The sequence below is a fragment of the Rhodococcus sp. Z13_19A genome (assembly GCF_058133575.1).
In genome coordinates this window covers 46,789-70,010 of record NZ_JBYUNN010000004.1, presented here as the reverse complement: position 1 = coordinate 70,010, position 23,222 = coordinate 46,789, and the positions used below count along the sequence as shown (strand labels likewise).

General features: G+C 73.0%; 22 protein-coding genes. 11 read left to right on the top strand and 11 right to left on the bottom strand.

The features are described 5' to 3' along the window. Positions 1–20 precede the first annotated feature (20 nt). From AC3YNX_RS15290 to AC3YNX_RS15280, 3 genes are read right to left on the bottom strand one after another with little or no spacing between them, the layout of a single operon-like run. Positions 21–2,324, bottom strand: a complete 2,304-nt coding sequence (locus tag AC3YNX_RS15290) for a CaiB/BaiF CoA-transferase family protein (protein ID WP_489996010.1) — start codon at positions 2,322–2,324, stop codon at positions 21–23. After that, positions 2,321–3,439 (bottom strand): acyl-CoA dehydrogenase family protein, encoded by a 1,119-nt coding sequence (locus AC3YNX_RS15285; protein WP_489996009.1) that lies wholly within the window; start codon positions 3,437–3,439, stop codon positions 2,321–2,323. Before AC3YNX_RS15285 ends, AC3YNX_RS15290 begins: the two co-directional genes overlap by 4 nt. 51 nt (positions 3,440–3,490) lie before the next feature. Further along, complete coding sequence (locus AC3YNX_RS15280; protein ID WP_489996008.1) at positions 3,491–4,675, bottom strand: acyl-CoA dehydrogenase family protein; 1,185 nt, start codon at positions 4,673–4,675, stop codon at positions 3,491–3,493. Positions 4,676–4,808: 133 nt separating this feature from the next. Here AC3YNX_RS15280 and AC3YNX_RS15275 point away from each other — a divergent pair, with 133 nt between their 5' ends. Next, positions 4,809–5,603, top strand: coding sequence for an IclR family transcriptional regulator (locus tag AC3YNX_RS15275; protein ID WP_127783710.1), 795 nt, complete (start codon positions 4,809–4,811; stop codon positions 5,601–5,603). A gap of 6 nt (positions 5,604–5,609) precedes the next feature. On the opposite strand, the gene AC3YNX_RS15270 is transcribed toward AC3YNX_RS15275, so the two are convergent. Genes AC3YNX_RS15270 through AC3YNX_RS15260 form a run of 3 tightly spaced genes read right to left on the bottom strand, consistent with a single transcriptional unit; the run spans position 5,610 to position 8,421 of the window. Next, a complete protein-coding gene (locus AC3YNX_RS15270; RefSeq protein WP_489996007.1) occupies positions 5,610–6,614 on the bottom strand; it encodes an amidohydrolase family protein in 1,005 nt (334 codons plus the stop codon). Further along, complete coding sequence (locus AC3YNX_RS15265) at positions 6,611–7,507, bottom strand: SDR family NAD(P)-dependent oxidoreductase (protein WP_489996006.1); 897 nt, start codon at positions 7,505–7,507, stop codon at positions 6,611–6,613. The genes AC3YNX_RS15270 and AC3YNX_RS15265 overlap by 4 nt, the downstream gene beginning before the upstream one ends. Further along, positions 7,504–8,421, bottom strand: coding sequence for an SDR family NAD(P)-dependent oxidoreductase (locus tag AC3YNX_RS15260; RefSeq protein ID WP_489996005.1), 918 nt, complete (start codon positions 8,419–8,421; stop codon positions 7,504–7,506). The genes AC3YNX_RS15265 and AC3YNX_RS15260 overlap by 4 nt, the downstream gene beginning before the upstream one ends. A gap of 279 nt (positions 8,422–8,700) precedes the next feature. On the opposite strand from AC3YNX_RS15260, the gene AC3YNX_RS15255 reads away from it, so the two are divergent. Next, positions 8,701–9,102, top strand: a complete 402-nt coding sequence (locus AC3YNX_RS15255) for a substrate-binding domain-containing protein (RefSeq protein ID WP_489996004.1) — start codon at positions 8,701–8,703, stop codon at positions 9,100–9,102. Between the two features lie 626 nt (positions 9,103–9,728). On the opposite strand, the gene AC3YNX_RS15250 is transcribed toward AC3YNX_RS15255, so the two are convergent. Both AC3YNX_RS15250 and AC3YNX_RS15245 read right to left on the bottom strand, forming a co-directional pair. Next, positions 9,729–10,028, bottom strand: coding sequence for a YciI family protein (locus tag AC3YNX_RS15250; RefSeq protein ID WP_489996003.1), 300 nt, complete (start codon positions 10,026–10,028; stop codon positions 9,729–9,731). A gap of 41 nt (positions 10,029–10,069) precedes the next feature. Next, positions 10,070–10,522, bottom strand: coding sequence for a MarR family winged helix-turn-helix transcriptional regulator (locus AC3YNX_RS15245; RefSeq protein ID WP_241248936.1), 453 nt, complete (start codon positions 10,520–10,522; stop codon positions 10,070–10,072). Between the two features lie 215 nt (positions 10,523–10,737). Here AC3YNX_RS15245 and AC3YNX_RS15240 point away from each other — a divergent pair, with 215 nt between their 5' ends. Beyond that, positions 10,738–12,102 (top strand): MFS transporter, encoded by a 1,365-nt coding sequence (locus tag AC3YNX_RS15240; protein ID WP_489996279.1) that lies wholly within the window; start codon positions 10,738–10,740, stop codon positions 12,100–12,102. A 69-nt stretch (positions 12,103–12,171) separates the two neighbouring features. Here AC3YNX_RS15240 and AC3YNX_RS15235 read toward each other — a convergent pair whose 3' ends face one another. From AC3YNX_RS15235 to AC3YNX_RS15225, 3 genes are all read right to left on the bottom strand, one after another. Continuing rightward, on the bottom strand, positions 12,172–13,191 hold the full coding sequence (locus AC3YNX_RS15235) for an LLM class flavin-dependent oxidoreductase (RefSeq protein ID WP_489996002.1): 1,020 nt from the start codon (positions 13,189–13,191) through the stop codon (positions 12,172–12,174). A gap of 38 nt (positions 13,192–13,229) precedes the next feature. Further along, on the bottom strand, positions 13,230–14,243 hold the full coding sequence (gene glsA, locus AC3YNX_RS15230) for a glutaminase A (RefSeq protein ID WP_489996001.1): 1,014 nt from the start codon (positions 14,241–14,243) through the stop codon (positions 13,230–13,232). 92 nt (positions 14,244–14,335) lie between these two features. Further along, the gene (locus tag AC3YNX_RS15225; RefSeq protein ID WP_489996000.1) at positions 14,336–15,208 is read right to left on the bottom strand and encodes an alpha/beta fold hydrolase; all 873 of its coding nucleotides are present in this window, start codon (positions 15,206–15,208) and stop codon (positions 14,336–14,338) included. Between the two features lie 89 nt (positions 15,209–15,297). Between AC3YNX_RS15225 and AC3YNX_RS15220 the strand changes: the two genes are divergently transcribed. The 8 genes from AC3YNX_RS15220 (at position 15,298) to AC3YNX_RS15185 (ending at position 23,222) form a co-directional block, all read left to right on the top strand. Next, the gene (locus AC3YNX_RS15220; RefSeq protein ID WP_489995999.1) at positions 15,298–16,794 is read left to right on the top strand and encodes an amidase; all 1,497 of its coding nucleotides are present in this window, start codon (positions 15,298–15,300) and stop codon (positions 16,792–16,794) included. Between the two features lie 72 nt (positions 16,795–16,866). Further along, on the top strand, positions 16,867–17,361 hold the full coding sequence (gene uraD / locus AC3YNX_RS15215; RefSeq protein ID WP_489995998.1) for a 2-oxo-4-hydroxy-4-carboxy-5-ureidoimidazoline decarboxylase: 495 nt from the start codon (positions 16,867–16,869) through the stop codon (positions 17,359–17,361). Next, the gene (gene uraH, locus AC3YNX_RS15210) at positions 17,358–17,678 is read left to right on the top strand and encodes a hydroxyisourate hydrolase (RefSeq protein ID WP_489995997.1); all 321 of its coding nucleotides are present in this window, start codon (positions 17,358–17,360) and stop codon (positions 17,676–17,678) included. Before uraD ends, uraH begins: the two co-directional genes overlap by 4 nt. A 1-nt stretch (position 17,679) precedes the next feature. Continuing rightward, positions 17,680–18,594: a factor-independent urate hydroxylase gene (gene pucL, locus AC3YNX_RS15205; RefSeq protein WP_489995996.1), complete on the top strand. Its 915-nt coding sequence runs from the start codon at positions 17,680–17,682 to the stop codon at positions 18,592–18,594. Then, the gene (gene allB, locus AC3YNX_RS15200; protein ID WP_489995995.1) at positions 18,567–19,937 is read left to right on the top strand and encodes an allantoinase AllB; all 1,371 of its coding nucleotides are present in this window, start codon (positions 18,567–18,569) and stop codon (positions 19,935–19,937) included. The genes pucL and allB overlap by 28 nt, the downstream gene beginning before the upstream one ends. After that, entirely contained in the window at positions 19,934–21,145 is a 1,212-nt protein-coding gene (locus AC3YNX_RS15195; RefSeq protein WP_489995994.1) for a pyridoxal-phosphate-dependent aminotransferase family protein, read from the top strand. The genes allB and AC3YNX_RS15195 overlap by 4 nt, the downstream gene beginning before the upstream one ends. Further along, on the top strand, positions 21,142–22,416 hold the full coding sequence (locus AC3YNX_RS15190) for an allantoate amidohydrolase (protein ID WP_489995993.1): 1,275 nt from the start codon (positions 21,142–21,144) through the stop codon (positions 22,414–22,416). Before AC3YNX_RS15195 ends, AC3YNX_RS15190 begins: the two co-directional genes overlap by 4 nt. Then, positions 22,413–23,222: a MurR/RpiR family transcriptional regulator gene (locus tag AC3YNX_RS15185; RefSeq protein ID WP_127783724.1), complete on the top strand. Its 810-nt coding sequence runs from the start codon at positions 22,413–22,415 to the stop codon at positions 23,220–23,222. Before AC3YNX_RS15190 ends, AC3YNX_RS15185 begins: the two co-directional genes overlap by 4 nt.

Genomic DNA, 23,222 nt, shown 5'->3' with positions numbered 1-23,222 from the left:
GCGCTCCTCTCCTCTGGTGGTCAGGATCCGTGCGGGGCGGTGCCGATGACGCCGAGCTCGGCCAGCCGGGCCAGCTCGGTCGGCCCGAGTCCCAGCTCGCCCGTGAGGATCTCCTCGTTGTGCTCACCCAGCAGCGGGGGCCGCCGGGTGAGCCAGCTGGGCTGGTCGGCGCGTCGGAAGGGCAGCGTGGGCAGCGGGACCACGCCGGCGTGCGGCACCTCGGTCAGCTCGAAGGAGCCGCGGGCGGCCAGGTGTGGGTGCGTGTGCACGAACCGCAGGTCGCGCAGCAGGGCCGCCGGCACCCCCCGGGTCAGCAGCCGCTCCACCGCCTCGGCGGCGTCGCGGTCGGCGACCCAGCCGGCCACCAGCTTCTCCAGCTCCTCGGCGCGTGCCTGGCGCCCGGCCCGGGTGCCCAGCTGTGGGTCCTCGGCCAGCGCGGTCAGCCCGGTGACCTCCAGCAGGGCGAGCCACTGGACGTCGGAGCTCACCGTCACGCCTACCCACCGCTGCTCGCCACGGGCGGCGAAGATGCCCTGCAGGTCGACGTCGTCGGCGCGGTTGCCCCGGCGCTCGAGCAGCTCCTGGTGCGCCGACCAGCGGATCACCTGCTCGGCGCTCATGGTCAGCGCCCCCTCGGCGAGCGCGGACTCCACCAGCACGCCCTCCCCCGTGGCGCGGGAGCGGCGCAGCGCCGCGGCCAGGGCGAAGAAGCAGCTGGCCCCGCCCATCGGATCTGCCGGACCCTGCGGGTTGGTGGGATCGCCGCCGGGGTAGCCGGTGCGCCAGCACAACCCGGAGAACTGCTCCACCGTCTGGGCGTAGCCCACCATGTCGCGGCGCGGCCCGGAGAGGCCGAAGGCCGGCATCCGCAGCATCACCAGCCGGGGGTTCAGCGCGTGCACAGCCTCCCAGTCCAGGCCCACCGACTCCAGCACCCGCGGGGCGTAGTTCTCGATGAGCACGTCGGCCTCGCGGATCAGCCGCACCAGCAGCTCGCGACCCTCGGCGTGGGAGAAGTCGATGCTGACGTTGCGCTTGTCGAAGTTCACGCCGAGGTAGAAGTTGCCGCACTCCCACCAGTGGTCCTGGCTCTGCGGCACCCCGCCGAGGGTGCGGGAGCCGTCGATGCGGCGGGTGCTCTCCACCTTGACCACGTCGGCGCCGAACGCGCCCAGGGTGGACCCGACGTAGGCACCCACCCACCAGGTGCCCAGGTCGAGCACCCGCAGCCCGGCGAACGGCGCTCCGCTGCCCATGGCCACCGGGGCCGGCCCCGCCGCTGGAGCCGGGTCGGTGCTGCGGGCGGGACGCTGCCCGCCGAAGAGCATGGGCGGTTGCGGCACCAGGAACGTCTGCCCGGGCAGCGGCGCGTAGAAGCCGCGCTGCACCACCTGCTCGTCGGCCAGCACGGTCTGTCCGTTGTGGACGGGAGCGCAGGGGATGCGGAACTGCCCCGCCAGCGCCACGATCTCGGCCACCGTGTGCTGCACCGTCCACGCGCGCACCGCGGCGGTCCACTCGTCATGGCGCAGGTAGCGGCCGATGAAGGTGCTCATCTGCTCGTCGGCCAGCCACTCCGGCCGCTCGATGAGCACGAGGAAGTCCTGGTGGTTCTGCGTCGACGCCAGGTTGAAGCCCACCCAGCCGTCCGCGGCTGGCTCCACGCTGGGCGAGAGGCGGACGCGGTGGGTGAAGGGCTCCTGCGGCGTCTTCACCACGGCGGCGGCGATGTCCTGGAAGAGGTTCATCGCGTAGGAGGTGACCTCGAGCAGGCAGACGTCGATCAGCCGGCCCTGCGGCCCACCCTGCAGCGCTGCGGTGGCGGCTCCGGCGGCCATCGCCCCGGCCACCCACAGCGGCTCGGAGCTGCCGGTCATGATCGGGTGCGAGGCCATCGAGCCCCGCATGCTCATCGAGCCGGAGTCCACCTGCAGGGTGAACTCGCTCCACGGGCGCCCGGTGCCCGACCACGGGCCGTCCAGGCCCCACGGTGTGATGACCACGACCACCGCGTCACCGAACCGGGTGAGCAGGTCGTCGGCCGGGGCGTCGGGCAGCTCCAGCACGACGACGTCGACGCCGCGGGCAGCGGCGAGCGCGGGCAGCTCGGCGAGCTCGGCCATGGCCGTGTCCTTGCCGTGGTGCAGGAAGAGGTCCATCTCGGCGCCCTTGCCCAGCGACGCCGCACCGCCCACCCGGGTGACCGACGCGCCGACGTCACGCAGCAGCCGGCCGGCGTAGGCCCCAGCGATGGAGGCCGACCACTCCAGCACCCGGAGACCAGCCAGCGGCGCGACCAGCGGGGGCACGGCCGGCGCGCTCACTGCGCCACCGCCACGAGGTCGCCCAGCTCGGCCAGCCGCTGTGGACCGCCGCCGAGGGCGAGCGCGCCCTGCCGCAGCGCCAGGTAGTGCACGTGCAGCGGGTAGCCGAGGTCGACGCTGGTGCCGCCGTGCAGGTGCATGGTCGCCTCCCCCACCCGCGGCGGCGCCTCGGTGGCCCAGCACGCGGCGACGGCCAGCGCCTCGGTCACCTCCTGCTCGTCGGCGTGCTGCTGGTCCAGCAGCCACACCGCGCGCCAGGCGGTGAGCCGCACGGCGGTCACGTCCAGGTAGGCGTCGGCCACCCGGTGGGCCACCGCCTGGAAGCTGCCCAGCGCCCGCCCGAACTGGGTGCGCTCGGTGACGTGGCTGGCAGTGAGCGCCAGCGCGGCCTCGCAGCTGCCCAGCAGGCTGATGCAGGCGGCGGCCACGGCGCGCTCGCGCACCCAGCGCACCCCGGCCGCGTGGGCCCCCGGTGCCACCAGCACGTCGTCGGCGGGCACCCGCCAGCCCTCCACCTGCAGGTGCCAGCGCGGTCGTCGGTCGATGGAGGACTGGGGCTGCCGGCGCACCGCGGCAGCGGCGGGGTCGAGCAGGAACAGCCCCCGGTCCCCGTCGTCGTCCACCGCCTCCACCAGCACCCGCTCGGCGACGTCGGCCAGCGGCACGTGCCCCACCGCGCCGTCCAGCCGCCAGCCGTCGCCGTCGCGGTGGACCCGCAGGCTGGGCACGTGGCCGGGCTCGGTGCGCAGCGCCGAGGACAGCACCAGCGTGCCCGCGCAGAACGGGGCGAGCAGCCGCTGCTGGGCGGGAGTGCCCAGCCGGGCCAGCGCGCCCGCCGCGTGCACCACCGACTCCAGCAGGAACAGCCGGGCGCCGGCGCGAGCGGCCTGCTCCAACACCAGGCAGAGCTCCACGAAGCCGGCGCCGCTGCCGCCGTGCTCCTCGCCGACGGCGATGCCCAGCAGCCCGGCGTCAGCCAGGTCCTGCCAGAGTGCCTGGTCGAGCCAGTCCTCGGGGGCCACCAGCACGGTCGGCGGGGCTGAGCGACGCTTGCTGATGATCTGCTCGGCGAGGTCGCGCACGTCGCGCTCCTGCTCGTTGAGGACGTAGTCCACTCCGGTCTCCGGTCTCTGGTTCGGGTTTGGCTGCACAGCTCTCGGGGCTGGTCAGCGCTTGCTGCGGGGCAGGCCCAGGCCCATCTGGGCGACGATGTCGCGCTGGATCTCGTTGACCCCGCCGATGAAGGTCATGACGTTGGAGTGGCTGGCTGCCTTGGCCAGCACGCCACCGGCGACGTGTCCGGGCGAGTCGGCGTCCAGGCCCACGTCCAGCCCCACCACCTCGTTGAGCAGCAGGCGCGAGCGACCGAACAGCTCGGAGCCGAACACCTTGGCCGCCGAGGCGTCGGCCGCCTTCAGCTGGCCGGCGTCCACCTCGGTGGCCAGCTTGGCGTTGAGCAGCCGGAGGAACTCCACGTCGGCGCGCACGCGGGCCAGGTGCGTGCGCACCCAGGGCTGGTCGATGACGGCGGTGCCGTCGCTGCGGTGGGCGTGCTGGGCCCACGCGGTGACCTGGTCCAGCGCCCGCTCGACCGGCGCCGAGGAGACCAGCGCGACCCGCTCGGAGTTGAGCTGGCCGGTGATCACCCGCCAGCCGTTGTTCTCCCCGCCGATGCAGGCCTCCAGCGGCACCCGCACGTCGTCGAAGCCGACCGCGGCCACGGAGTGCCCACCGAGGGTGTCCAACCGGGTGGAGGAGATGCCCTGGGCGTGCCGCGGCACCAGCAGCACGGAGACGCCGGCATGCTTGGCGGCGCCGGTGTCGGTGCGCACGGCCAGCCAGATGTAGTCGGCGGCCTCCATCATCCCGGTCCACAGCTTCTGCCCGTTGATGACGTAGGAGTCGCCGTCGCGCACCGCCCGGGTCTGCAGGGCCGCGAGGTCGGTGCCGGCGCCGGGCTCGGAGTAGCCGATGGCGAAGTGCAGCTCGCCGCGGAGGATGGCCGGCAGCAGGGTCTCACGCTGCTCGGCGGTGCCGTAGGCGGCGATCGCGGGTCCCACGCTGTTGATGGTGAGCAGCGGGGTGGGCACGTCGGCCAGCGCCGCCTCGTCGCTGAAGATCGCCTGCTCCACCATGGACAGCCCCTGCCCGCCGATGTCGCGCGGCCACCCGATGCCCAGCCAGCCGTCCGCGCCGAGGCGACGGATGACGGCGCGGTAGGCCTCGGTGGTGCCGGGTGCGTAGTGGCTCTCCCGCAGGTCGTGCCGGATCTGCGGGGTCATCACCTCGGCGAAGTAGTCGCGCAGCTCGGCGCGCAGCTGCGCCTGCTCGGTCGTCTCCGCGAGGTGCATGGGTTTCCTCCTGAGCAGGAACTTCGTTGATGAGGTGGCACGTGACACCGGTCACCTGACGTGACTACAGTCACTCCAGCACTAATACGTGCGTTTGGTCAACTATCGCTTCCGCGACGTGGAGAGGACCGCCATGACCGTCACTGCCGACGCCCCTGCTGCGCTCACCGAGGACCCGGAACGGGGCTCGCGGGGCGGTGTGGTGGAACGCGTCATCCGCATCCTCGACGCGTTCACCGAAGCACCCGGCCGGCTGAAGCTGGAGCAGGTCGGGCAGATCACCGGGCTGCCCCGGTCCACGGCGTTCCGCCTGCTCGGCCAGCTGGTCGACCTGCAGTGGATCGAGCACGAGGGCGAGGGCTACTCGCTCGGTCCGCGCACCGCCCTGCTCAGCACGCAGCACTCCAGCTACGAGGAGATCCGGGCGGCCGGCAGCGCCGCGCTCACCGAGCTGCAGCTAGCCACCCGCACGGTGGTGCACCTGTCGGTGCTGGAGGGCGCGGTGGTGCGCTACCTGGACAAGATCGGTGGTGCGGCTGCAGCATCGGTGCCGTCCCGGGTGGGAGCGCGGATCCTCGCCCCCGACACCGTCAGCGGGCGGGCGATGCTGGCGTGCCTGACCCCGGAGCAGGTGGACCGTGCCCTGGCCGGCTCCTACCCGGCCGGGGCCAGCATGGACACGCTGCACCGGCAGCTCTCCGACATCCGGCGACGCCAGGGGGTGGCGGCCATGACCGCGGCGTCGAGCACCAGCGGCATCAGCTCGCTGGCCGTGCCCGTGCTGGGACCGCGGGGCCTGGTGGCCGCCGTGTCGGTCGCCGCCCGCGGGGAGCTGCCGGCCAGCCGGATCGCACCGCTGGTGCACCGGGTGGCCCGCTCCATCTCGCGCAACCTCTACCCCGACTGGGCCGGGGCCGCACCGCGATAGCGAGGGTCAGCGGGGCGGGGCGAACCCCGTCAGGCGGGTGAAGTTGCCCGACGCCAGGGCGAGGCGCTCGGTGTCGGAGAGCGGCAGCGTCTGGAGCACGTCGACCGACTTCCACACCTGGGTGAACCGGGGGTCGACGTGCTCGGGTGCCGGGCGGTGGCCCGGCCGCTCGGGCAGCAGGTCGGAGAAGACGTAGTTGGTCCCGAACATCACCCGCTCGGTGCCGATCTTGCGCAGGAAGGCGACCATCTCCTCCGGCGCCACGGTGCCGTCGGCCACCTCGTGCAGCCGCAGCGAGGTGTCGCCGTGCACCCCGTCGTAGCGCGCCGCCAGCTCCAGCACCTGCTCGTCCAGGCCGTGGCCCAGCTCCCGGTCGTGCCCGCAGTGGGCGAAGACCAGCTGCAGCTGGGGAAACGCGGCCAGCGCGCCGGCGAACCCCGCGGGTGCGCTGTGCGGGCTGTGCCCGCCCGTCTCGGTGAGCACCGGGATGCCCTGCTCCACGCAGTAGTCGTAGAGCGGGAACAGCACGGGGTCCTCCCCCGGCACGCCCATGTCCGAGGGCACCAGCTTCACCCCGAGGGCCCCGCGCTCGCGCTGGGCCACCACCTCCGGCACGGCCCCCTCGGCGCCCATCACCACCGGGTTCACCCCGGCGAAGTAGCCCACCCGGGGGTTCTCCGCCGCGATCGCCGACGCCCAGGTGTTGTTGTCGCTGACGCGGCGGGTCACCCGCGCGCGCAGCTCGGCGCTGGCGCGGTCGCGCTCGGCGGCGTCGTCGGGCAGCACGTAGGTGCCGTGCCGGAGGTAGCGCCCGCTCCAGGTGAACATCAGCATGTTCATCGCGCTGATGCCCACCTGGTCCATCATCTCCAGCAGCTCGGGGAGGGTGCCGAGGTTGGGCGCCCCGGGCTTCACCAGGTGCGGGGTGAGGAAGTAGTCGCGCATCTCGTGCCCGTGCGCGTCGTCGCGCTGCACGTGGGTGTGCATGTCGATGATCGGCAGCTCGCTCATGCGGATGTCCCCTCGTGTGGGCCGGTGGGCCGTGCTGACCCGTCCACCAAGGACCGGATCGCCTCCGGCACCTGCTGCCCGCCGAAGGCCGGCCGGGCGGTGGTGTGCAGGATCCCGCCGTCGGACACCACGGAGTGCCCGGTCAGGTAGGCGGACAGCTGCGAGGCCAGGAACAGCGCCACCCCGGCGCTGTCCGCCGGCTCACCCAGGCGACCCAGCGGGGTGGCCGTGGCCGCGTCGGCGAAGAACTGGCGCACCTGCGGCGGGGAGTCCGGGCTGGTGGCGTGCTCGCGGGTCTTCTTGCTCCAGTGCGTGCCCGGCACCAGGCAGTTGACCCGGATGCCGTACGGGGCGAGCTCGACGGCGGCGGTCTTGGTGAAGTGGATGATCCCCGCGTTGGCCGCTCCGTAGGCGGCGAGGTTGGGCGCGGCGGTCATCCCGCTGCTGGAGCCCACGTTGACGATGGCGCCGGCTAGCCCGGCCTGCACCATGGCGATCGCCTCCGCCTGGCAGGACAGGAAGGTGGACACCAGGTTCAGGTCCATCGGCCGCTGCCAGTCGGCCACGTCCAGGTCCAGGAACGGCTTGTTCACCCCGGCCGTGCCGCCGCAGACGTTCACCGCCACCGAGATCGGCCCCAGGGCGTCCACCGCCTCGGCGACCATCGACCGCGGCGCGGCAGGGTCGGTGAGGTCGCGGGCGATCGCCACCGCGCGCCGACCGAGCGCCCGCACCTCGGCCGCAGTGCCCTCGGCGGCGGCCAGGTCCAGGTCGACCACCGCGACGTCGCAGCCGGCCTCGGCCAGCTGCAGGCAGGTGGCGCGGGCGATGCCGTTGCCCCCGCCGGTCACCAGCGCGGTGCGCCCGGCGAGTCCGAGCAGGTCGGCGATCACCCGGAGACCTTGGCGGACAACAGCCCCTCGGGCACCGGCGGGGCCGGGTTGAAGCGCAGGTAGTCGGGCAGGAAGCCGCCCTCGTCCAGGTCCTCGGGCTGCCAGCCCGGCAGCAGCGCTGTGCCGTCAAGGGTGTGCACCGGACGGTTGAGCTCCTTGAGCAGCGGCAGGCTGTAGGCCACCCGGCCGGTCATCTCCGCGGGGTCGGCGGTGCACAGCAGCAGCGCCGCCTCGGCCATGGTCTCCTCCGGCTCCGACGGCCAGCCCGGCACCGCCGCGGCGGCGTGTGCGGTGGCCACCCCGCGGTTGGGGGCGAGGGCGTTGACGGCGATGTGGTCGTCGTAGAGCTCCATGGCCGCGCCGGTCGTGATGCGGTCGATCATCGCCTTGGTGCCCCCGTAGAGCACCGAGCCGGCCAGCGGGTGCGGCGCGAACGGTGGGCCCACCCGCGGGCCGGACTGGCGGGAGGAGATGTTCAGGATCCACCCGGCGCCCTGGGCGCGCATGCCGGGGATGACGGCCTTCATCAGGTCCCAGGTGTTCCACACGTTGGTCTCCACGGAGTCCTGGAACCACTCACGAGGCATGTCCACGAACAGCGTCTCGTAGCGGCGAGCCGCGGCCGCGTTGTTGATCAGGATGTCCACCGGTCCGCCCATCGTGGCGCTGATCTCGGCCACCAGCGCCGCGCGGTCGAGCTCCGGCGCGCCCAGGTCGACCACGAACGGCTCCGCGGTGCCGCCGTCCGCGCGGATCAGGGCGACGGTCTCCTCCAGCGAACCCTCCAGGTTGCCGTCGCCGGGGCGCAGCGTGCGCGACACCGCGGCCACGGCGATTCCCTCCGCGGCGAGCCGGCGGGCCATGGCCCGGCCGATTCCCCTGCTGGCCCCGGTGACGATCGCGATTGTGCTCATGCCGCGCGCTCCTGTTCCTCGTGGAGCCTCGAACGTAACCGCGGTCATGCAGCGGTGGCGGCTGGTTCCCGTGGGGTGGGAACCCGCTTCCGGAGCACGAGCGCCGGCACCGTCCTTGGGCGGGATCGAGGTCAGCGCCAGGTCGCCGCTGACCAGGCTGGGCAGCGGCGGCTCAGGCTCGAAGTACGGCCGCTGCGCCAGCACCCCGGCCCACAGGTCGCGGATCCTCGCTCAGCCCACCGTCTGCGCACCCGGCGGGTAGGCCAGCACCGCGTCCTCATGGTCAACGGCTGCACCGTCACGCCGCTGTTCGACGCCCTGGGCCGCTTCCACGCCAGCGTCACCCTCGCGCAGCTGGCGGAGCACCGGCTGCTGAGCATGCCGGTGGGCACTGGGCTGCGGGCCGTGCTCGACGGGGCGGCTGCGACCCGTGGGGTGCGTCTGCACGTCAGCCTGCAGGCCGCGGCCGCCGACGCCATTGCCGACCTGGCCGCACAGGGCTTGGGGGTCGGGATCCTCAGCACCTCCATGGCGGCCAGCTACCAGGACCGCCTGCATGCGCTGCCGATCAGCGACAACCCGGTCAGCGCCGTGCTGGCCCTGGTGTGGAGGCCGGACCCCACCGCCGCGGTACGTGAGATGGTGGCGCAGTGCCGCAAGTCTTTCAGCTCAGCGACCTGAACCATCCCACGGTGTTGAGCGCTGCGGTCGTCGCGGCGCCAGCAGCGCTGCCCCGATGGGGCCGTGGCATGAGACCCGCTTTCCGGCGCCGACCACGCTAGCTCCCCATGGGGCGAGCTAACGTCGATTCTTCCTGACTTCCAACACTATGATGCGGACACACGAAGCCACTGCCATAACTACAAGTAGGATACCGACAACGTCCGCGGTGCTCAGGTCAGATAGGCCACTCCCAGTCAAACCTAGGACGAGCGAGCCTGCACCAAACACGATTGCGACCGCTGAACCCACTATTCGAGCCACCGAACTGCGGTCCATGCTAAGAATCCGCCTGAGGCGTCTTAAACGTGGCTGCGGCGGCGCTCGTGCCGGACGTTCTTTCTGCCATTACGGTGGCCCTTCTTGACATGAAAGACGGTGCGCTGCTGCCGATCGGAAGGCGCGTTGATCGCGACCAGCCTAGGGCCTGCTCCCCGAGAGAAAGCCATTCTGGAGCAGACGACACTTCGGCATCGGGGAGAGGCAGCACGCACCCGCCGGTGTCCACATGCGCGCAGCGTGGTTGCGCCACGGTGCCACGGTCCGGTTTCGCCATTGGCGGGTATTAGGACGGAGGACAAAAAGGGCTAGGCGGTCGGCGGGTCCAGCACGGCCTGCAGGCTCGGGGCGGCCCGGGAGGCGCTGAACTGGGCGATCCGGTACTCGGCGACGCCGGCCACGGTGAAGGGGTCGCTGGCGACGAGCGCCTCGACCGCGGCGCGGTCGTCGCCGGCCGCCAGGATCACCCCGCCGTCCAGCGCGTGCTTGCGGCCGGACAGCAGGAACACACCGGTCTGGAACTGGGCGTCCACCCAGGCCATGTGCTCGGCGCGGACGGTGTCCACCTGGTCGGTCGGGGCCACGTAGGTCAGCTCGAGGAGGAACACACCTCGGCAATGTACTCGCGGACTGCCGGGCCGGTGGCGGCTCAGGACCGCGGCCAGGGCCGCCCGTCGCGATCGGCGATGTCGCGGTTGAACCGGCGCAGCATCGTCCCTAGCAGCTCCACGTCCTCCGCGGACCAGTCCTCCATCACCTGGCGCAGGCCCGCGACGTTGGCGTCGCGCACCACCGCCAGGCGTTGCCGGCCGAGCTCGGTCACCCGGAACTTGCGAGCCAGGCCGCCGTCGGGGTCCGGGATCCGCTCGGCGACGCCCGAGCGGACCATGGCCGCCGTCTGCCGGTTCAGGGTGGACGAGTCCAGGCCGAAGGCGTCGCTGAGCTGGCCGATCGACATCGGCCCCTCAGCCTCCAGCCGGCTCAGCAGCAGGTAGGCGCTGCGGTCGAGCTGCCCCTGGGCGGCGCCGCCGCGAGCCTGCTGCAGCACGTAGCGCCCGAGAATCATCGTCTCGAGCTCGATCGCCTCGACCGGGTCCGTCACCCGTCCAGCCTCTCTGACCACAGCTTGGGGAGATCTTTGCACTCCGCAGATCGTAACGCGCGCGAGATATGCATGATGCATACGAACGAGTAGAGTCCCCGCTCGTGCCTACTGCCAACTCCGCTCCCGCTTCGGCGCGCTCGGCCCCGACGCCTCCCGTCCACTCGAACGCGATCGTCGTGGTGCTTGCCGTCGCCGGCATCACCGCGGCCATCATGCAGACCCTGGTGGTCCCGCTCATCGGCGACCTGCCCACGCTGCTGCACACCTCCACGTCGAACGCCTACTGGGTGATCACCGCGACGCTGCTGACCGCCGCGGTCTGCACCCCGGTCAGCGGCCGGCTCGGCGACCTCTACGGCAAGCGCCGGATCATGCTGATCTGCTCCGGCTCGCTGGTGGTGGGCTCGGTGGTCTGCGCACTCTCCTCCGCGGTCCTGCCGATGATCATCGGTCGCGGCCTGCAGGGCGCCGGCATGGGCCTGATCCCGCTCGGCATCAGCGCCATGCGCGACGTGCTGCCCCGCGAGAAGCTCGGCTCGTCCATCGCCCTGATGAGTGCCTCCATGGGCGTCGGTGGCGCACTGGGCCTGCCGATCTCGGCCGCAGTGGCCGAGCACACCAGCTGGCGGGTGCTCTTCTGGGGCGCCACCGCCCTCGCCGCGCTGGTCGCGGTGCTGATCTTCAAGTTCGTCCCCACCACCCCGGTCACCGGTGGCGGGCGGTTCGACCCGGTGGGCGCGATCGGGCTGGGCATCGGCCTGGTGTGCCTGCTGCTCGGCGTCTCCAAGGGCGGCGACTGGGGCTGGGACAGCGCCAACACCATCGGCCTGCTGGTCGCCGCAGTGGTCGTGCTGCTGGCGTGGGGCTGGTTCGAGCTGCGCAGCTCCGACCCGCTGGTCGACCTGCGCGTCACCGCCCGCCCCGTGGTGCTGCTGACCAACCTCGCCTCGGTGGTCATCGGCTTCGCGATGTACGCCCAGTCGCTGATCATCCCGCAGCTGCTGCAGCTGCCCAGGGAGACCGGCTACGGCCTGGGCCAGAGCATGGTGAACATGGGTCTGTGGATGCTGCCGGGTGGCTTCATGATGATGGCCATCTCCCCGCTGGGCGCGAAGCTGTCCCACCTGCGCGGACCCAAGATCACCCTGGCGCTGGGCTCCGCGGTGGTGGCGATCGGCTACGTCAGCGCCGTGCTGATGATGGGCACCACCTGGGGCCTGCTGGTCTCGGTGTGCATCATCAGCGGCGGCGTCGGCATGGCCTACGGCGCCATGCCTGCCCTGATCATGGGCTCGGTCCCGCTGTCGGAGACCGGGTCGGCCAACAGCTTCAACACGCTGATGCGCTCCATCGGCACCTCGGTCTCGGCCGCGGTGGTCGGCGTGGTGCTGGCGCAGATGACCACCGACTTCGGCGGGCGCGCGCTGCCCAGCGAGGCCGGGTTCCAGACCGGCCTGCTCATCGGGGCCGGAGTGGCCGCGGTGGCCGCGGTCATCGCGCTGGCCATCCCCAAGCGCGCCAGCCTGGCGGCGGAGGACCACATCGAGCACGACGAGCCGGTGGCGGTCGCCCGCTAACCGGTCCCGCTCACGACACCGGCCCCGCCAGGCGACCCACAGGTCGCTCGACGGGGCCGGTGTGGTTTTTCAGCGCCAGCCGAGGGCGGGTGCCAGGTCGGCGAGCACCGTCTCCAGCACGTGCACGTTGTAGTCCACGCCCAGCTGGTTGGGGATGGTGAGCAACAGCGTGTCTGCGGCGGCGATCGCCTCGTCCTTGGCCAGCTCGGCCACCAGCTGCTCCGGCTCGCCGGCGTAGGTCTTGCCGAACCGGGCCACCCCACCATCGATGTGGCCGACCTGGTCCTGGCTGCCGGCCTCCCGACCGAAGTACGCCCGGTCGGCGTCGCTGACCACCGGGAAGATGCTGCGGCTGACCGAGACCCGCGGCTCCCGCTGGTGGCCGGCGACCTTCCAGGCGTCCCGGAAGCGCCGAATCTGCTCGGCCTGCAGCTCGTGGAAGGGCACGCCGGTGTCCTCGCCGAGCAGCGTGGAGCTCATCAGGTTCATCCCCTGCTCGGCCGTCCACTCCGCGGTCTTGCGGGTGCCGGCACCCCACCAGATGCGCTCGCGGAGCCCGGGTGAGTGCGGCTCCAGGCGCAGCAGCCCGGGTGGGTTGGGGAACATCGGCCGCGGGTTGGGCTGCGCGAAGCCCTCGCCGTCGAGGGTCTGCAGGAAGATCCGGGTGTGCTCGCGGGCCATGTCGGCGTCGTCGGAGCCCGCGGCGGGGGCGTAGCCGAAGTAGCGGTAACCCTCGATCACCTGCTCCGGCGATCCCCGGCTGATGCCCAGCTGCAGCCGGCCGCCGGCGATGAGGTCGGCCGCGCCGGCGTCCTCGCTCATGTACAGCGGGTTCTCGTAGCGCATGTCGATGACGCCGGTACCGATCTCGATGCGGCTGGTGCGGGCCCCGATCGCGGCGAGCAGCGGGAACGGTGACGCCAGCTGGCGGGCGAAGTGGTGCACCCGGAAGTACGCGCCGTCGACGCCGATCTCCTCCGCCGCGACCGCCAGGTCGATCGACTGCAGCAGCGCGTCGGCGGCAGAGCGGCTCTGCGACTGTGGCGAGGGCGTCCAGTGACCGAAGGACAGGAACCCGATGTTCTTCATGCCCCGCACAACGTCGTACGGGCGGTGAGGCTTCCCGGCTAGCTCGCGTCGGCCGGGTCCTCGGAGGCGAAGATGTTCAGCCCGAGCGCCCGGGAGAGGTAGGCGGTGGCCCGCTGCCCGCGGACGCTGTTGCCGGCCGAGTCCAGCGGCGGCGAGAAGACGCCGAGGGCGCCCTTGCCCGGGGCGATGGTGACGATGCCGCCGCTGACCCCCGACTTGCCGGGCAGGCCGATCTCGAAGAGCCACTCGCCGGACTGCTCGTACATCCCGCTGGCCGCCATCACCGCGAGGGTGTCGCGGCAGACGTCGGCGGACACCACGCGCTCGCCGGTCACCGGGTTGACGCCGCCGTGGGCGAGGGTGCCCCCCATGATGGCGAGGTCGCGGGCACTGACCAGCAGCGCGCACTGCTTGGTGTAGGTGTCGACCACCTCGAGCGGGTCCAGCTCCAGGCGCCCGTAGCTCTCCAGCAGCCGGGCGATGGCCCGGTTGCGCTGGTGGGTGCGCGCCTCGGAGTCGTACACCTGCTGGTCCAGCTCCAGGCGTCGGCCGGCGAAGCGGGACAGCCCGTCCTGGATCGCCGCCCACTGCTGGTCAGCGTCCTCGCCGGGCATGAGGGCGGTGGTCGCCAGGGCGCCGGCGTTGACCATCGGGTTCATCGGGTGACCGTTGTTCAGCTCGATCGCCATCACCGAGTTGAAGGCCAGGCCGGTGTTGTTCACGCCCACCGTCTTGCGGATGATCTCGTGCCCGAGGGCGTCGGCGACGAGGGCGTAGACGAAGGCCTTGGAGATCGACTGGATGGAGAACTGGTGGCTGACGTCGCCTGCGACGTGGATGGCACCGTCCACCTGGGCGATACACACCCCGAACAGCCAAGGGTCCGCCTCCGCCAGGATGGGGATGTAGTCAGCGACGGCACCCTCGGCGTGGTCCCGGTAGCGCTCGTGCGCCTCGGCGACCAGCGACGCCACCCGCGTCCGCCTGGGCAGGTCACCGGTGGAGACCGCCTGGTCGACGCCCTCGACGTTCATGTCGCTGAGCTGCTCCACGGACACTCCTGTGCAGGTTTGGTGACACCGCGATCAGCGGACCCGCCCAGCGTATCCACCAGCGGCGCGGGCGCCTCTCTCGCGACCCGGGTCTAGCCCGCGAGGGTGCTCGCCATCTCCCGCCAGTGCCGCATCGGCACCAGGTGCCCTTCCCCGCCGCAGACCACCAGCTCGGCGCTGGGCAGGTGCTCCTGCAGCCACGACCCGTTGGCGAGGGGCACCATCTCGTCTCGGTCGCCGTACCAGAGGTGGACGGGGCACCGGACCGCCGCCAGGTCGACGCCCCACGGACCACACCAGGCGACGTTGTCCCAGGCGATGCCCTCCGGACCCTGGCGCAGGCCCTCGTGCAGCAGCAGGAAGAGGTTCGCCCGGAGCGCCGGGTCGGCGATCACCTCCGGGTCGGTCTCGCCCCACATCCAGTCGATCCACGGCGCCGCCTCGTCGTCCCGCACCGACAGCAGTCCGCGCAGCATCTCCGCTCCACCGACGAGGAGCTGCGCTGCGGCACGTTCGGGCTCGTCCGGCAGGAAGGACAGCGCCAGGCGATCGTTGTCGGTGAAGGCAGCCGTGCCACCGGGCATCAGCTGCGGCGGGGCGAGGCCACCGGCCACGCCGACGCGGGTCACCCGCTCACCCAGCACGGCGGCAGCAGCCAGCGCGAAGGGTCCACCGCCGGACCAGCCCAGCGTGGCGAACCGGTCCAGGTCCAGCGTGTCCGCCACTGCGGCGACGTCGCGCGCGATGCTGGTGAGGCTGTACGGGGCGGGCGAGGAGCGGCCGTAACCCGGGCGGTCGAAGCTGACCACCCGGACCCCCAGGGACGCGGCCACCGCGTCCCCAAAGCGGAGGTCCAACCGCGACCCCGGCGTGCCGTGGAAGTAGACGATCGGCGACGCGCCGCTGGGGCCGGTGTCGCGCACCAGCACCGTCCGACGACCCAGCTGAACCTCGAGCTCGCGCACTCCAGCACCCTATGCGGGTCGAAAGGGGGGCACGCCTCTCTCGCACAATGGAACACGGCCGAAACAATCGTTCCGTAGCGTCCGCAGCCATGACCCACCCGCCCGCAGGGCTGATGGACGCGTTCTGGGCCTACGAGCGCGCGCTGATGGCCAACGACCTCGACGCCCTCGACCGGCTCTTCGCCCCCGGCCCCAACACCCTGCGTGGTGACGCCAACGGGCTGCTGGTCGGCCACGAGCAGATCAGCGCGTTCCGCGGCGCCCGTGGCGGCGCCCCGCGCCGGCGGATCGTGCAGGCCCACGTGCAGACCGTGGCCGACGACCACGCGCTCGTCGTCGCCGTCACCGAGCTCGCCCGGGGCGGGCGGGGACAGCAGACGCAGCTGTGGCGGCGCGCCGACGGCCGCTGGGCGGTCACCGCCGCCCACGTCTCCCTCCCGGCGCCGGCGCTGGACACCCGGGTGTGGCGCGTCGTCGGCGACCCGCTGGTCCACGCCCTCCACACCGGCTCGCTCACCGGGGAGAGCGTCGCGGTCAAGGACCTCTTCGCCGTCGCGGGCCACCGCATCGGCGCCGGCAACCCGGCCTGGGAGGCCGCGGCGGCGCCGGAGCCCGCGCACGCCACCGCCGTCGCCCGGCTGCTCGACGCCGGTGCCGACGTCCGCGGCATCGCCCGCACCGACGAGCTCGCCTACAGCCTGGCCGGGACCAACGCCCACTTCGGCACCCCGCCGAACCCGCGGGCGCCGCACCGGATCTCCGGCGGCTCCACCTCGGGCTCGGCCAGCGCTGTGTCCCTCGGCCACGCGAGCATCGGGCTGGGCACCGACACCGGCGGGTCGATCCGCGTGCCGGCGTCCTACCAGGGGCTCTTCGGCCTGCGCAGCACCCACGGTGCGGTGCCTCTCGACGGGGTGCTGCCGCTGGCCCCGTCCTTCGACACCGTCGGCTGGCTGACCCGCGACGCCGCCCTGCTCGCCCGCGTGGGCGAGGCGCTGCTGCCCCCGGCCGCTCCCCCCGGCCGCACCGCGCTGGTCGTCGTCCCGCAGCTGGTGGCCCTCGCCCAGCCCGACGTCGCCGCCGCCGTGCGCCGCTGGGTCGGAGCGCACGACGTGTCCACCGAGAACTGGGATCTCGACCAGCTGCCCACCTGGCTCGCGGCGTTCCAGGCCCTGCAGGCGCACGAGGCGTGGCGCAGCCACGGTGGCTGGGTCGGCACGCACGCCGAGGCGATGGACCCCGACGTGCGCGGGCGCTTCGAGGCCGCGTCCCGGGTGACGCTCGAGCAGGCGGTGCAGGCAGCGAGCACGGTCGCCGCGGCGCGGGCGACCATCAGAGACTTCGTGGGTGATCGGGTGCTCGTGCTGCCCGCCACCTCCTCGGTGGCGCCCCGGATCGGCGAGGGGCTGCAGGCGGTGCGCGACGCCACCATGCAGCTCACGTGCCTGGCCGGCATCGGCGGTCTGCCGGCGGTGTCGCTGCCGGTGACCACCTCCGGCGGCCTGCCGTGCGGGGTCTGCCTGGTGGCCGCCCCTGGCCGCGACCGGGACCTGCTGGCGCTGACGTGCGAGCTGGCACAACCGTAACGCCGCCGAAACGAGCGTTTCCGTCCCCTTCACAAACGCTGCCTAACGTCAACGGCAGCCGAAGGAGGCGACGTGCAGATCGAGGACTTCAACACCATGAGCGAGGCGGCGGCGAGCGCCACCGTCCGCCCGTGCGCCGCCATCGACAGCTGGGTGCAGGCGCTGGTGGCGGGGCGCCCGTACGCCAGCGTCGCCGAGCTCAGCGCCTGCGCGACCGCCCGGGCCGCCACCTGGACCGGCGCGGAGGTGCAGGCAGCGCTGGCGGACCATCCCCGCATCGGCGAGCGGCCCTCCGGCGACGGTGCCAGCGCGGCGATGTCGCGTCGCGAACAGTCCACTGTGGACGGTGACGATGCCGACCTCGCGCGTCGGCTCGCCGAGGGCAACCGCCGCTACGAGGAGACCTTCGACCGGATCTACCTCGTCCGCGCCGCCGGGCGCAGCGCCGAGGACATCCTCGCGCTGCTCGAGGAGCGGCTGACCCACGACCCGGAGACCGAGCTGGTGGTCACTGCCGGCCAGCTCGCCGAGATCGCCGTCCTGCGACTAGAGGGGCTGTTCACATGAGCACCTGCTCCACCCACGCCCTCGACGCCGCCCTCGGCGTCCCCGCGGCCGGACTGCCGGTGACGCTGCGGGACTCCGCGGAGGGCACCCTCGCCGAGGCGGTGACCGACGCCGACGGCCGGGTCCGCTTCCCCGCCGACCTCGGTGCGGGCCCACACTCCCTCACCTTCGCCACCGGCCCGTGGTTCGCCGCAGCCGGGCGCGACACCTTCTTCCCCGAGGTCCGCCTCACCTTCACCGTGCCTGCGGACCAGCAGCACCACCACGTGGCCCTGCTGCTGAGCCCGTTCGCCTACACCACCTACAAAGGGAGCTGACGTGGCCAACGGCGACGTGATCTTGGGCGCGAACCAGTACGGCAAGGCGGAGTGCCGCCTCGTGCGCATCACTCGGGACACCGAGGTGCACCAGATCGAGGACCTGACCGTCACCGCCCAGCTGCGCGGGGACTTCGTGGCGTGCCACACCGACGGCGACAACAGCCAGGTGGTGGCCACCGACACCCAGAAGAACACCGTGTACGCCTTCGCCCGGGAGCACGGCATCGGCTCGCCCGAGCAGTTCCTGCTGACGCTGGGCGGCCACTTCGTGGACGGCTTCGAGTGGGTCAGCGGCGGACGGTGGGAGGCCGAGCAGCACAGCTGGAGCCGGATCGTCGCCGACGGTGCGCCCCACGACCACGCCTTCGTCCGGGCCGGCCAGGAGGTGCGCACCGCGGTGGTGCAGCGCGACGGGGACGAGACCTTCGTGGTGGCCGGCCTCAAGGACTGCACCGTCCTGAAGTCCACCGGGTCGGAGTTCCACGGCTTCCCGCGTGACCGGTTCACCACGCTCGGAGAGACCGACGACCGGATCCTCGCCACGTCGGTGACGGCGTGGTGGCGCTACACCGACCCGGCCTCGATGGACAGCGACGCCTTCAACGCCTGCTACGACGCCGTCCGCGCCACGCTGCTGGAGACCTTCGCGAGCGTGCACTCCCTGGCCCTGCAGCAGACCATCTTCGAGGTGGGCAAGGCGATCCTCACCCGCTTCCCGGGCATCGCCGAGGTCAAGCTGTCCTGCCCCAACAAGCACCACTTCCTCGTCGACCTGGCGCCGTTCGACATGGACAACCCCGGCGAGGTGTTCTTCGCCGCCGACCGCCCCTACGGGCTGATCCAGGCGACCGTCCAGCGCGAGGGCGCTGCCGAGGAGCCACGGGCATGGGCGACCATCGCCGGGTTCTGCTGATGCTCGTCGACGCCGTCCGCGCACGGCACGTCCTCGTCGACGGCGCGTTCGTCCCGGCCACGGTGACCATCGCCGACGGCACCATCAGCACCGTCGCGCCCTTCGACCACCAGCTGAGCGGCACCGTCCTGGACGCACCCGACACCGCCTACGTGCTGCCCGGCGTGGTGGACACCCACGTGCACGTCAACGAGCCCGGCCGCACCGAGTGGGAGGGGTTCACCTCCGCCACCACCGCGGCTGCGCTCGGCGGCGTCACCACCCTCGTCGACATGCCGCTGAACTCCCTGCCGCCCACCACCACCGTGGCGCACCTGCGGGCCAAGCAGCAGGCCGCAGCCGGTCAGCTCGCGGTGGACGTGGCGTTCTGGGGCGGCGCGGTCCCCGGCAACCTGGCCCAGCTCGAGCCGCTGTGGGACGCCGGGGTGCTGGGCTTCAAGTGCTTCCTGTCGCCGTCGGGCGTCGAGGAGTTCCCGCCGCTGTCGCCCGCCGACTTCACCGCCGCCCTCACCGAGGTGGCCCGGATCGACGCGCTCATGGTGGTGCACGCCGAGGACGCCGCGGTGCTCGAGGCCGCCCCGGCCGTCCCCAGCCGCGCCTACGCCGACTTCCTGCTCTCCCGCCCGGACACCGCCGAGACCACCGCCATCGCCCGGGTGATCGACGGCGCCCGCCGCACCGGCGCCCGGGTGCACGTGCTGCACCTGTCCAGCGCCCGCGCCCTGGACCTGCTCGCCGACGCCCGCGCCGAGGGCCTGCCCATCACCGTGGAGACCTGCCCGCACTACCTCTGCTTCACCGCCGAGGCCATCCCCGACGCCGCACCGCAGTTCAAGTGCTGCCCGCCGATCCGCGACGCCGGCAACCGCGAGCAGCTGTGGCAAGCCCTGTGCGACGGCGTGATCGACGTCGTGGTCAGCGACCACTCCCCCGCCACCGCGCAGGAGAAGCTCCGCGGCGACGGCGACCTGCAGCAGGCCTGGGGCGGGGTGTCCGGCCTGCAGGTGGGGTTCACCGCCGTGGCCCACGAGGCCCGCGAGCGCGGCATCGGGCTGGCCGAGGTGAGCCGCTGGATGTCGCGCAGCACCGCCGAGCTGGTCGGCCTCGGCGGCAAGGGACGCATCGCCCCGGGCGCCGACGCCGACCTCGCGGTCTACGACACCGCCACCGAGCTGCACGTGGACGTGGACCGCCTCGCCCACCGCAACCCCCTCTCGGCCTACGACGGGCTGCGCTACGCCGGCTCCGTCGTGCACACCGTGGTCGCCGGCGCCGTGGTCGCGGCAAGCCCCGATCACTCCCGTGGCCGCCTGCTCACCCGCCCGCCAGGAAGGCCGTCATGAACCAGATCAACCCGCCGCCGCGGCTGCTGATGGGCCCCGGCCCGAGCACGGCCGATCCCCGGGTGCTGCGAGCGATGTCGGCCCAGCTCGTCGGGCAGTACGACCCCGCGATGACGGACCTGATGAACGAGACCATGGAGCTCTACCGCGAGGTGTTCAGCACGCGCAACGAGCAGACGTTCCTGGTCGACGGCACCTCCCGGGCCGGCATCGAGGCGGCGCTGGTCTCCCTGCTGGAGCCGGGCGACCGGGTGCTGGTGCCGGTGCTCGGCCGCTTCGGCCACCTGCTGGTGGAGATCGCGGAGCGCTGCGGCGCCGAGGTGCACACCATCACCGTGCCCTGGGGCGAGGTCTTCCGCCCGGAGCAGGTGGAGGAGGCGGTGCTCGCCGTGCGGCCCAAGCTGCTGGCCGTGGTGCAGGGCGACACCTCCACCACCATGTGCCAGCCGCTGGCCGACCTCGGCGAGATCTGCCGCCGCCACGACGTGCTGCTCTACTGCGACGCCACCGCCTCCCTGGGCGGCAACCCCTACCCCGCCGACGCCTGGGGCATCGACGTCACCACGGCCGGTCTGCAGAAGTGCCTGGGCGGTCCCTCGGGCAGTGCACCCATCACCCTCTCCCCGCGCGCGGTGGCGGTGATCGAGGCCCGCAGGCACGTGGAGGCGGGCATTCGGGACGCCGGCGACCAGCCCCGGGGCCGGCGGATCCAGTCGAACTACTTCGACCTGGCCATGGTCATGGACTACTGGGGCCCGCGGCGGCTCAACCACCACACCGAGGCCACCACCATGCTCTACGGCGCCCGCGAGTGCGCCCGGCTGCTGGTGGCGGAGGGCATCGACAACGCCGTCGAGCGCCACCGGCTGCACGGGGCGGCCATGCTCGCCGGCGTCCAGGGCCTGGGCCTGGGCGTCTTCGGCGACCTCGCGCACAAGATGAACAACGTCGTGGCGGTGGAGATCCCCGACGGCGTGGACGGCGAGGGGCTGCGGGCAGCGCTGCTGGCGGACTTCGGCATCGAGATCGGGACGTCGTTCGGGCCGCTGCACGGCCGGGTCTGGCGGATCGGAACCATGGGCTACAACGCCCGCCGCGACGCGGTGCTCACCACCCTGGCCGCCCTGGAGCAGGTGCTGCGGGCCTGCGGTGCGGCGGTCACCGCCGGCGGGGGCGTCGGCGCGGCCCGGGAGGTGTACGCCGGATGAGCGCGCGCACCAGTGCCGCCGAGGCGATCGCCCGCTGCGCCGAGCTGAACCAGTTCTCCGCCCAGAGCGGGGCGCTCGAGCGGGTCTACCTGTCGCCGGAGCACGCCGGCGCCAACGCGCTGGCCGCCCGCTGGATGCAGGAGGCCGGGCTGCGCACCTGGCAGGACGCCGCCGGCAACCAGTGCGGACGCGTCGAGGGCCGCCGGGTCGGGATGCCCGCCCTGCTGCTCGGCTCGCACCTGGACACCGTGCCCGACGCCGGCAGCTACGACGGGATGCTCGGCGTGGTGATGGCCATCGCCGTGGCTGAGCGGCTCCGCGACCGGGCGGACCAGCTGCCGTTCGCGCTCGAGGTGATCGGGTTCAGCGACGAGGAGGGCACCCGCTTCGGCACTGCGCTGCTGGGCAGCCGGGCGGTGGTCGGCGGCTGGGAGGAGTCGTTCTGGGCGCTGCGCGACCGCGACGGCACCACGCTGCACGAGGCGTTCCAGCAGTTCGGGCTGGACCCGCACCGGTTGCCCGAGGCCACCCGGCGGCCGGAGGAGCTCGTCGGCTACCTGGAGGCGCACATCGAGCAGGGCCCCTACCTGGAGGAGGCGGACGCCGCGCTCGGCTACGTCACCACCATCGCCGGGGCGCGGCGCTTCACCGTCACGGTGCTCGGGCAGGCCCGGCACGCCGGCGGCACGCCGTACCCCCGCCGCCGCGACGCCCTGGCCGGGGCCAGCGAGGTGATCACCACCATCGAACGGATCGCCCGCGCCTCGGAGTGCATCGCCACGGTCGGCCGGGTGGAGGTGCAGCCCGGGGCGGTCAACGTCATCGCCGGCCGCGCCGAGCTCAGCCTCGACCTGCGCGCCGCCACCGACGCCGAGCGCGACGCCATGTGGGCGGTGCTGCACACCGAGATCGCGGCGATCTGTCAGCGCCGCGGGCTGGGGCTGGAGGTGGTCGAGACGCACTGCGCCCCCGCCGCTCCGTGTGCGGAGTGGCTGCAGCAGGCGGTGGTCGCCGGAATCCGCTCCACCGGTGACGCGCAGCCGCTGGGCCTGTGGAGCCGGGCGGGCCACGACGCGATGGTGCTGGCCGCCACCACCGACGTGGCGATGCTGTTCCTGCGCTGCCACGACGGCATCAGCCACCACCCGGCCGAGGACGTCCGCGAGGACGACGTCGCCCACGGCATCGACGCCCTGGAGCAGGCCGTGCTCGCCGTCGCCGCCCGCCTGGACGCGCGGGTGGCCGAGACACAGCAGGGAGTGGTCCAGTGAGGATCGACGAGCGCATCGCCCAGCACCACGGCGAGCTGTCCCCCCAGGAGCGCAAGGCCGCGGCGTCCCTGCTCGAGCACCTGGACGACCTCGCCACCTACCGGGCCTCCGAGCTCGCCGCCCTGGCCGGAGTCTCCAAGGCCACCATGAGCCGGCTGTTCCGCAGCCTGGGCTACGCCGACTTCGACGAGGTGCGCGACCACCTGCGCAGCCTGCGGACCCCCGGCGAGCCGCACCGCGTGGACGGCACCCCCGACCTCGCCGCCCACGCCACCCAGGAGCACCGCGCGGTGCAGCGCACCATCGCCCAGCCCGGCGTGGACGAGGTGGTCCGGCTCCTCGCCGCCGCCCGCCGGGTGACCGTGGTGGGCTGGCGCAACAGCCACCCGGTGGCCCTGCACCTGCGCCAGCAGCTGGCCCACGCCCGCGGCGACGTGCGCCTGGCCCCGCTGCCGGGGCAGGTGATGGGCGAGGAGCTCGCCGACCTCGCCGCCGGCGACGCCGTGCTGGTGATGGGCTTTCGCCGCCGCCCGGCCGGGTTCGGCGCGTTCCTGCGCGAGGCCGCCGCCACCGGCGCCACGGTGGTGCTGATCGCCGACCCCACCGGCATCGAGCACGCCGCCGCGGCCAGCACCTGGCTGGAGTGCCCGGTGCAGGGGCTGCTCGCCTTCGACAGCTACGCCGCCGCGATGAGCCTGGTCAGCGTGCTCGCCGACGGCGTGCTCTCCGAGCTGGGTCGCCCGGGCAGCGCCCGGGTCACCGCCATCAGCCGGACCTACGACCGGCTCGTCGAGGTCGAACGGTGA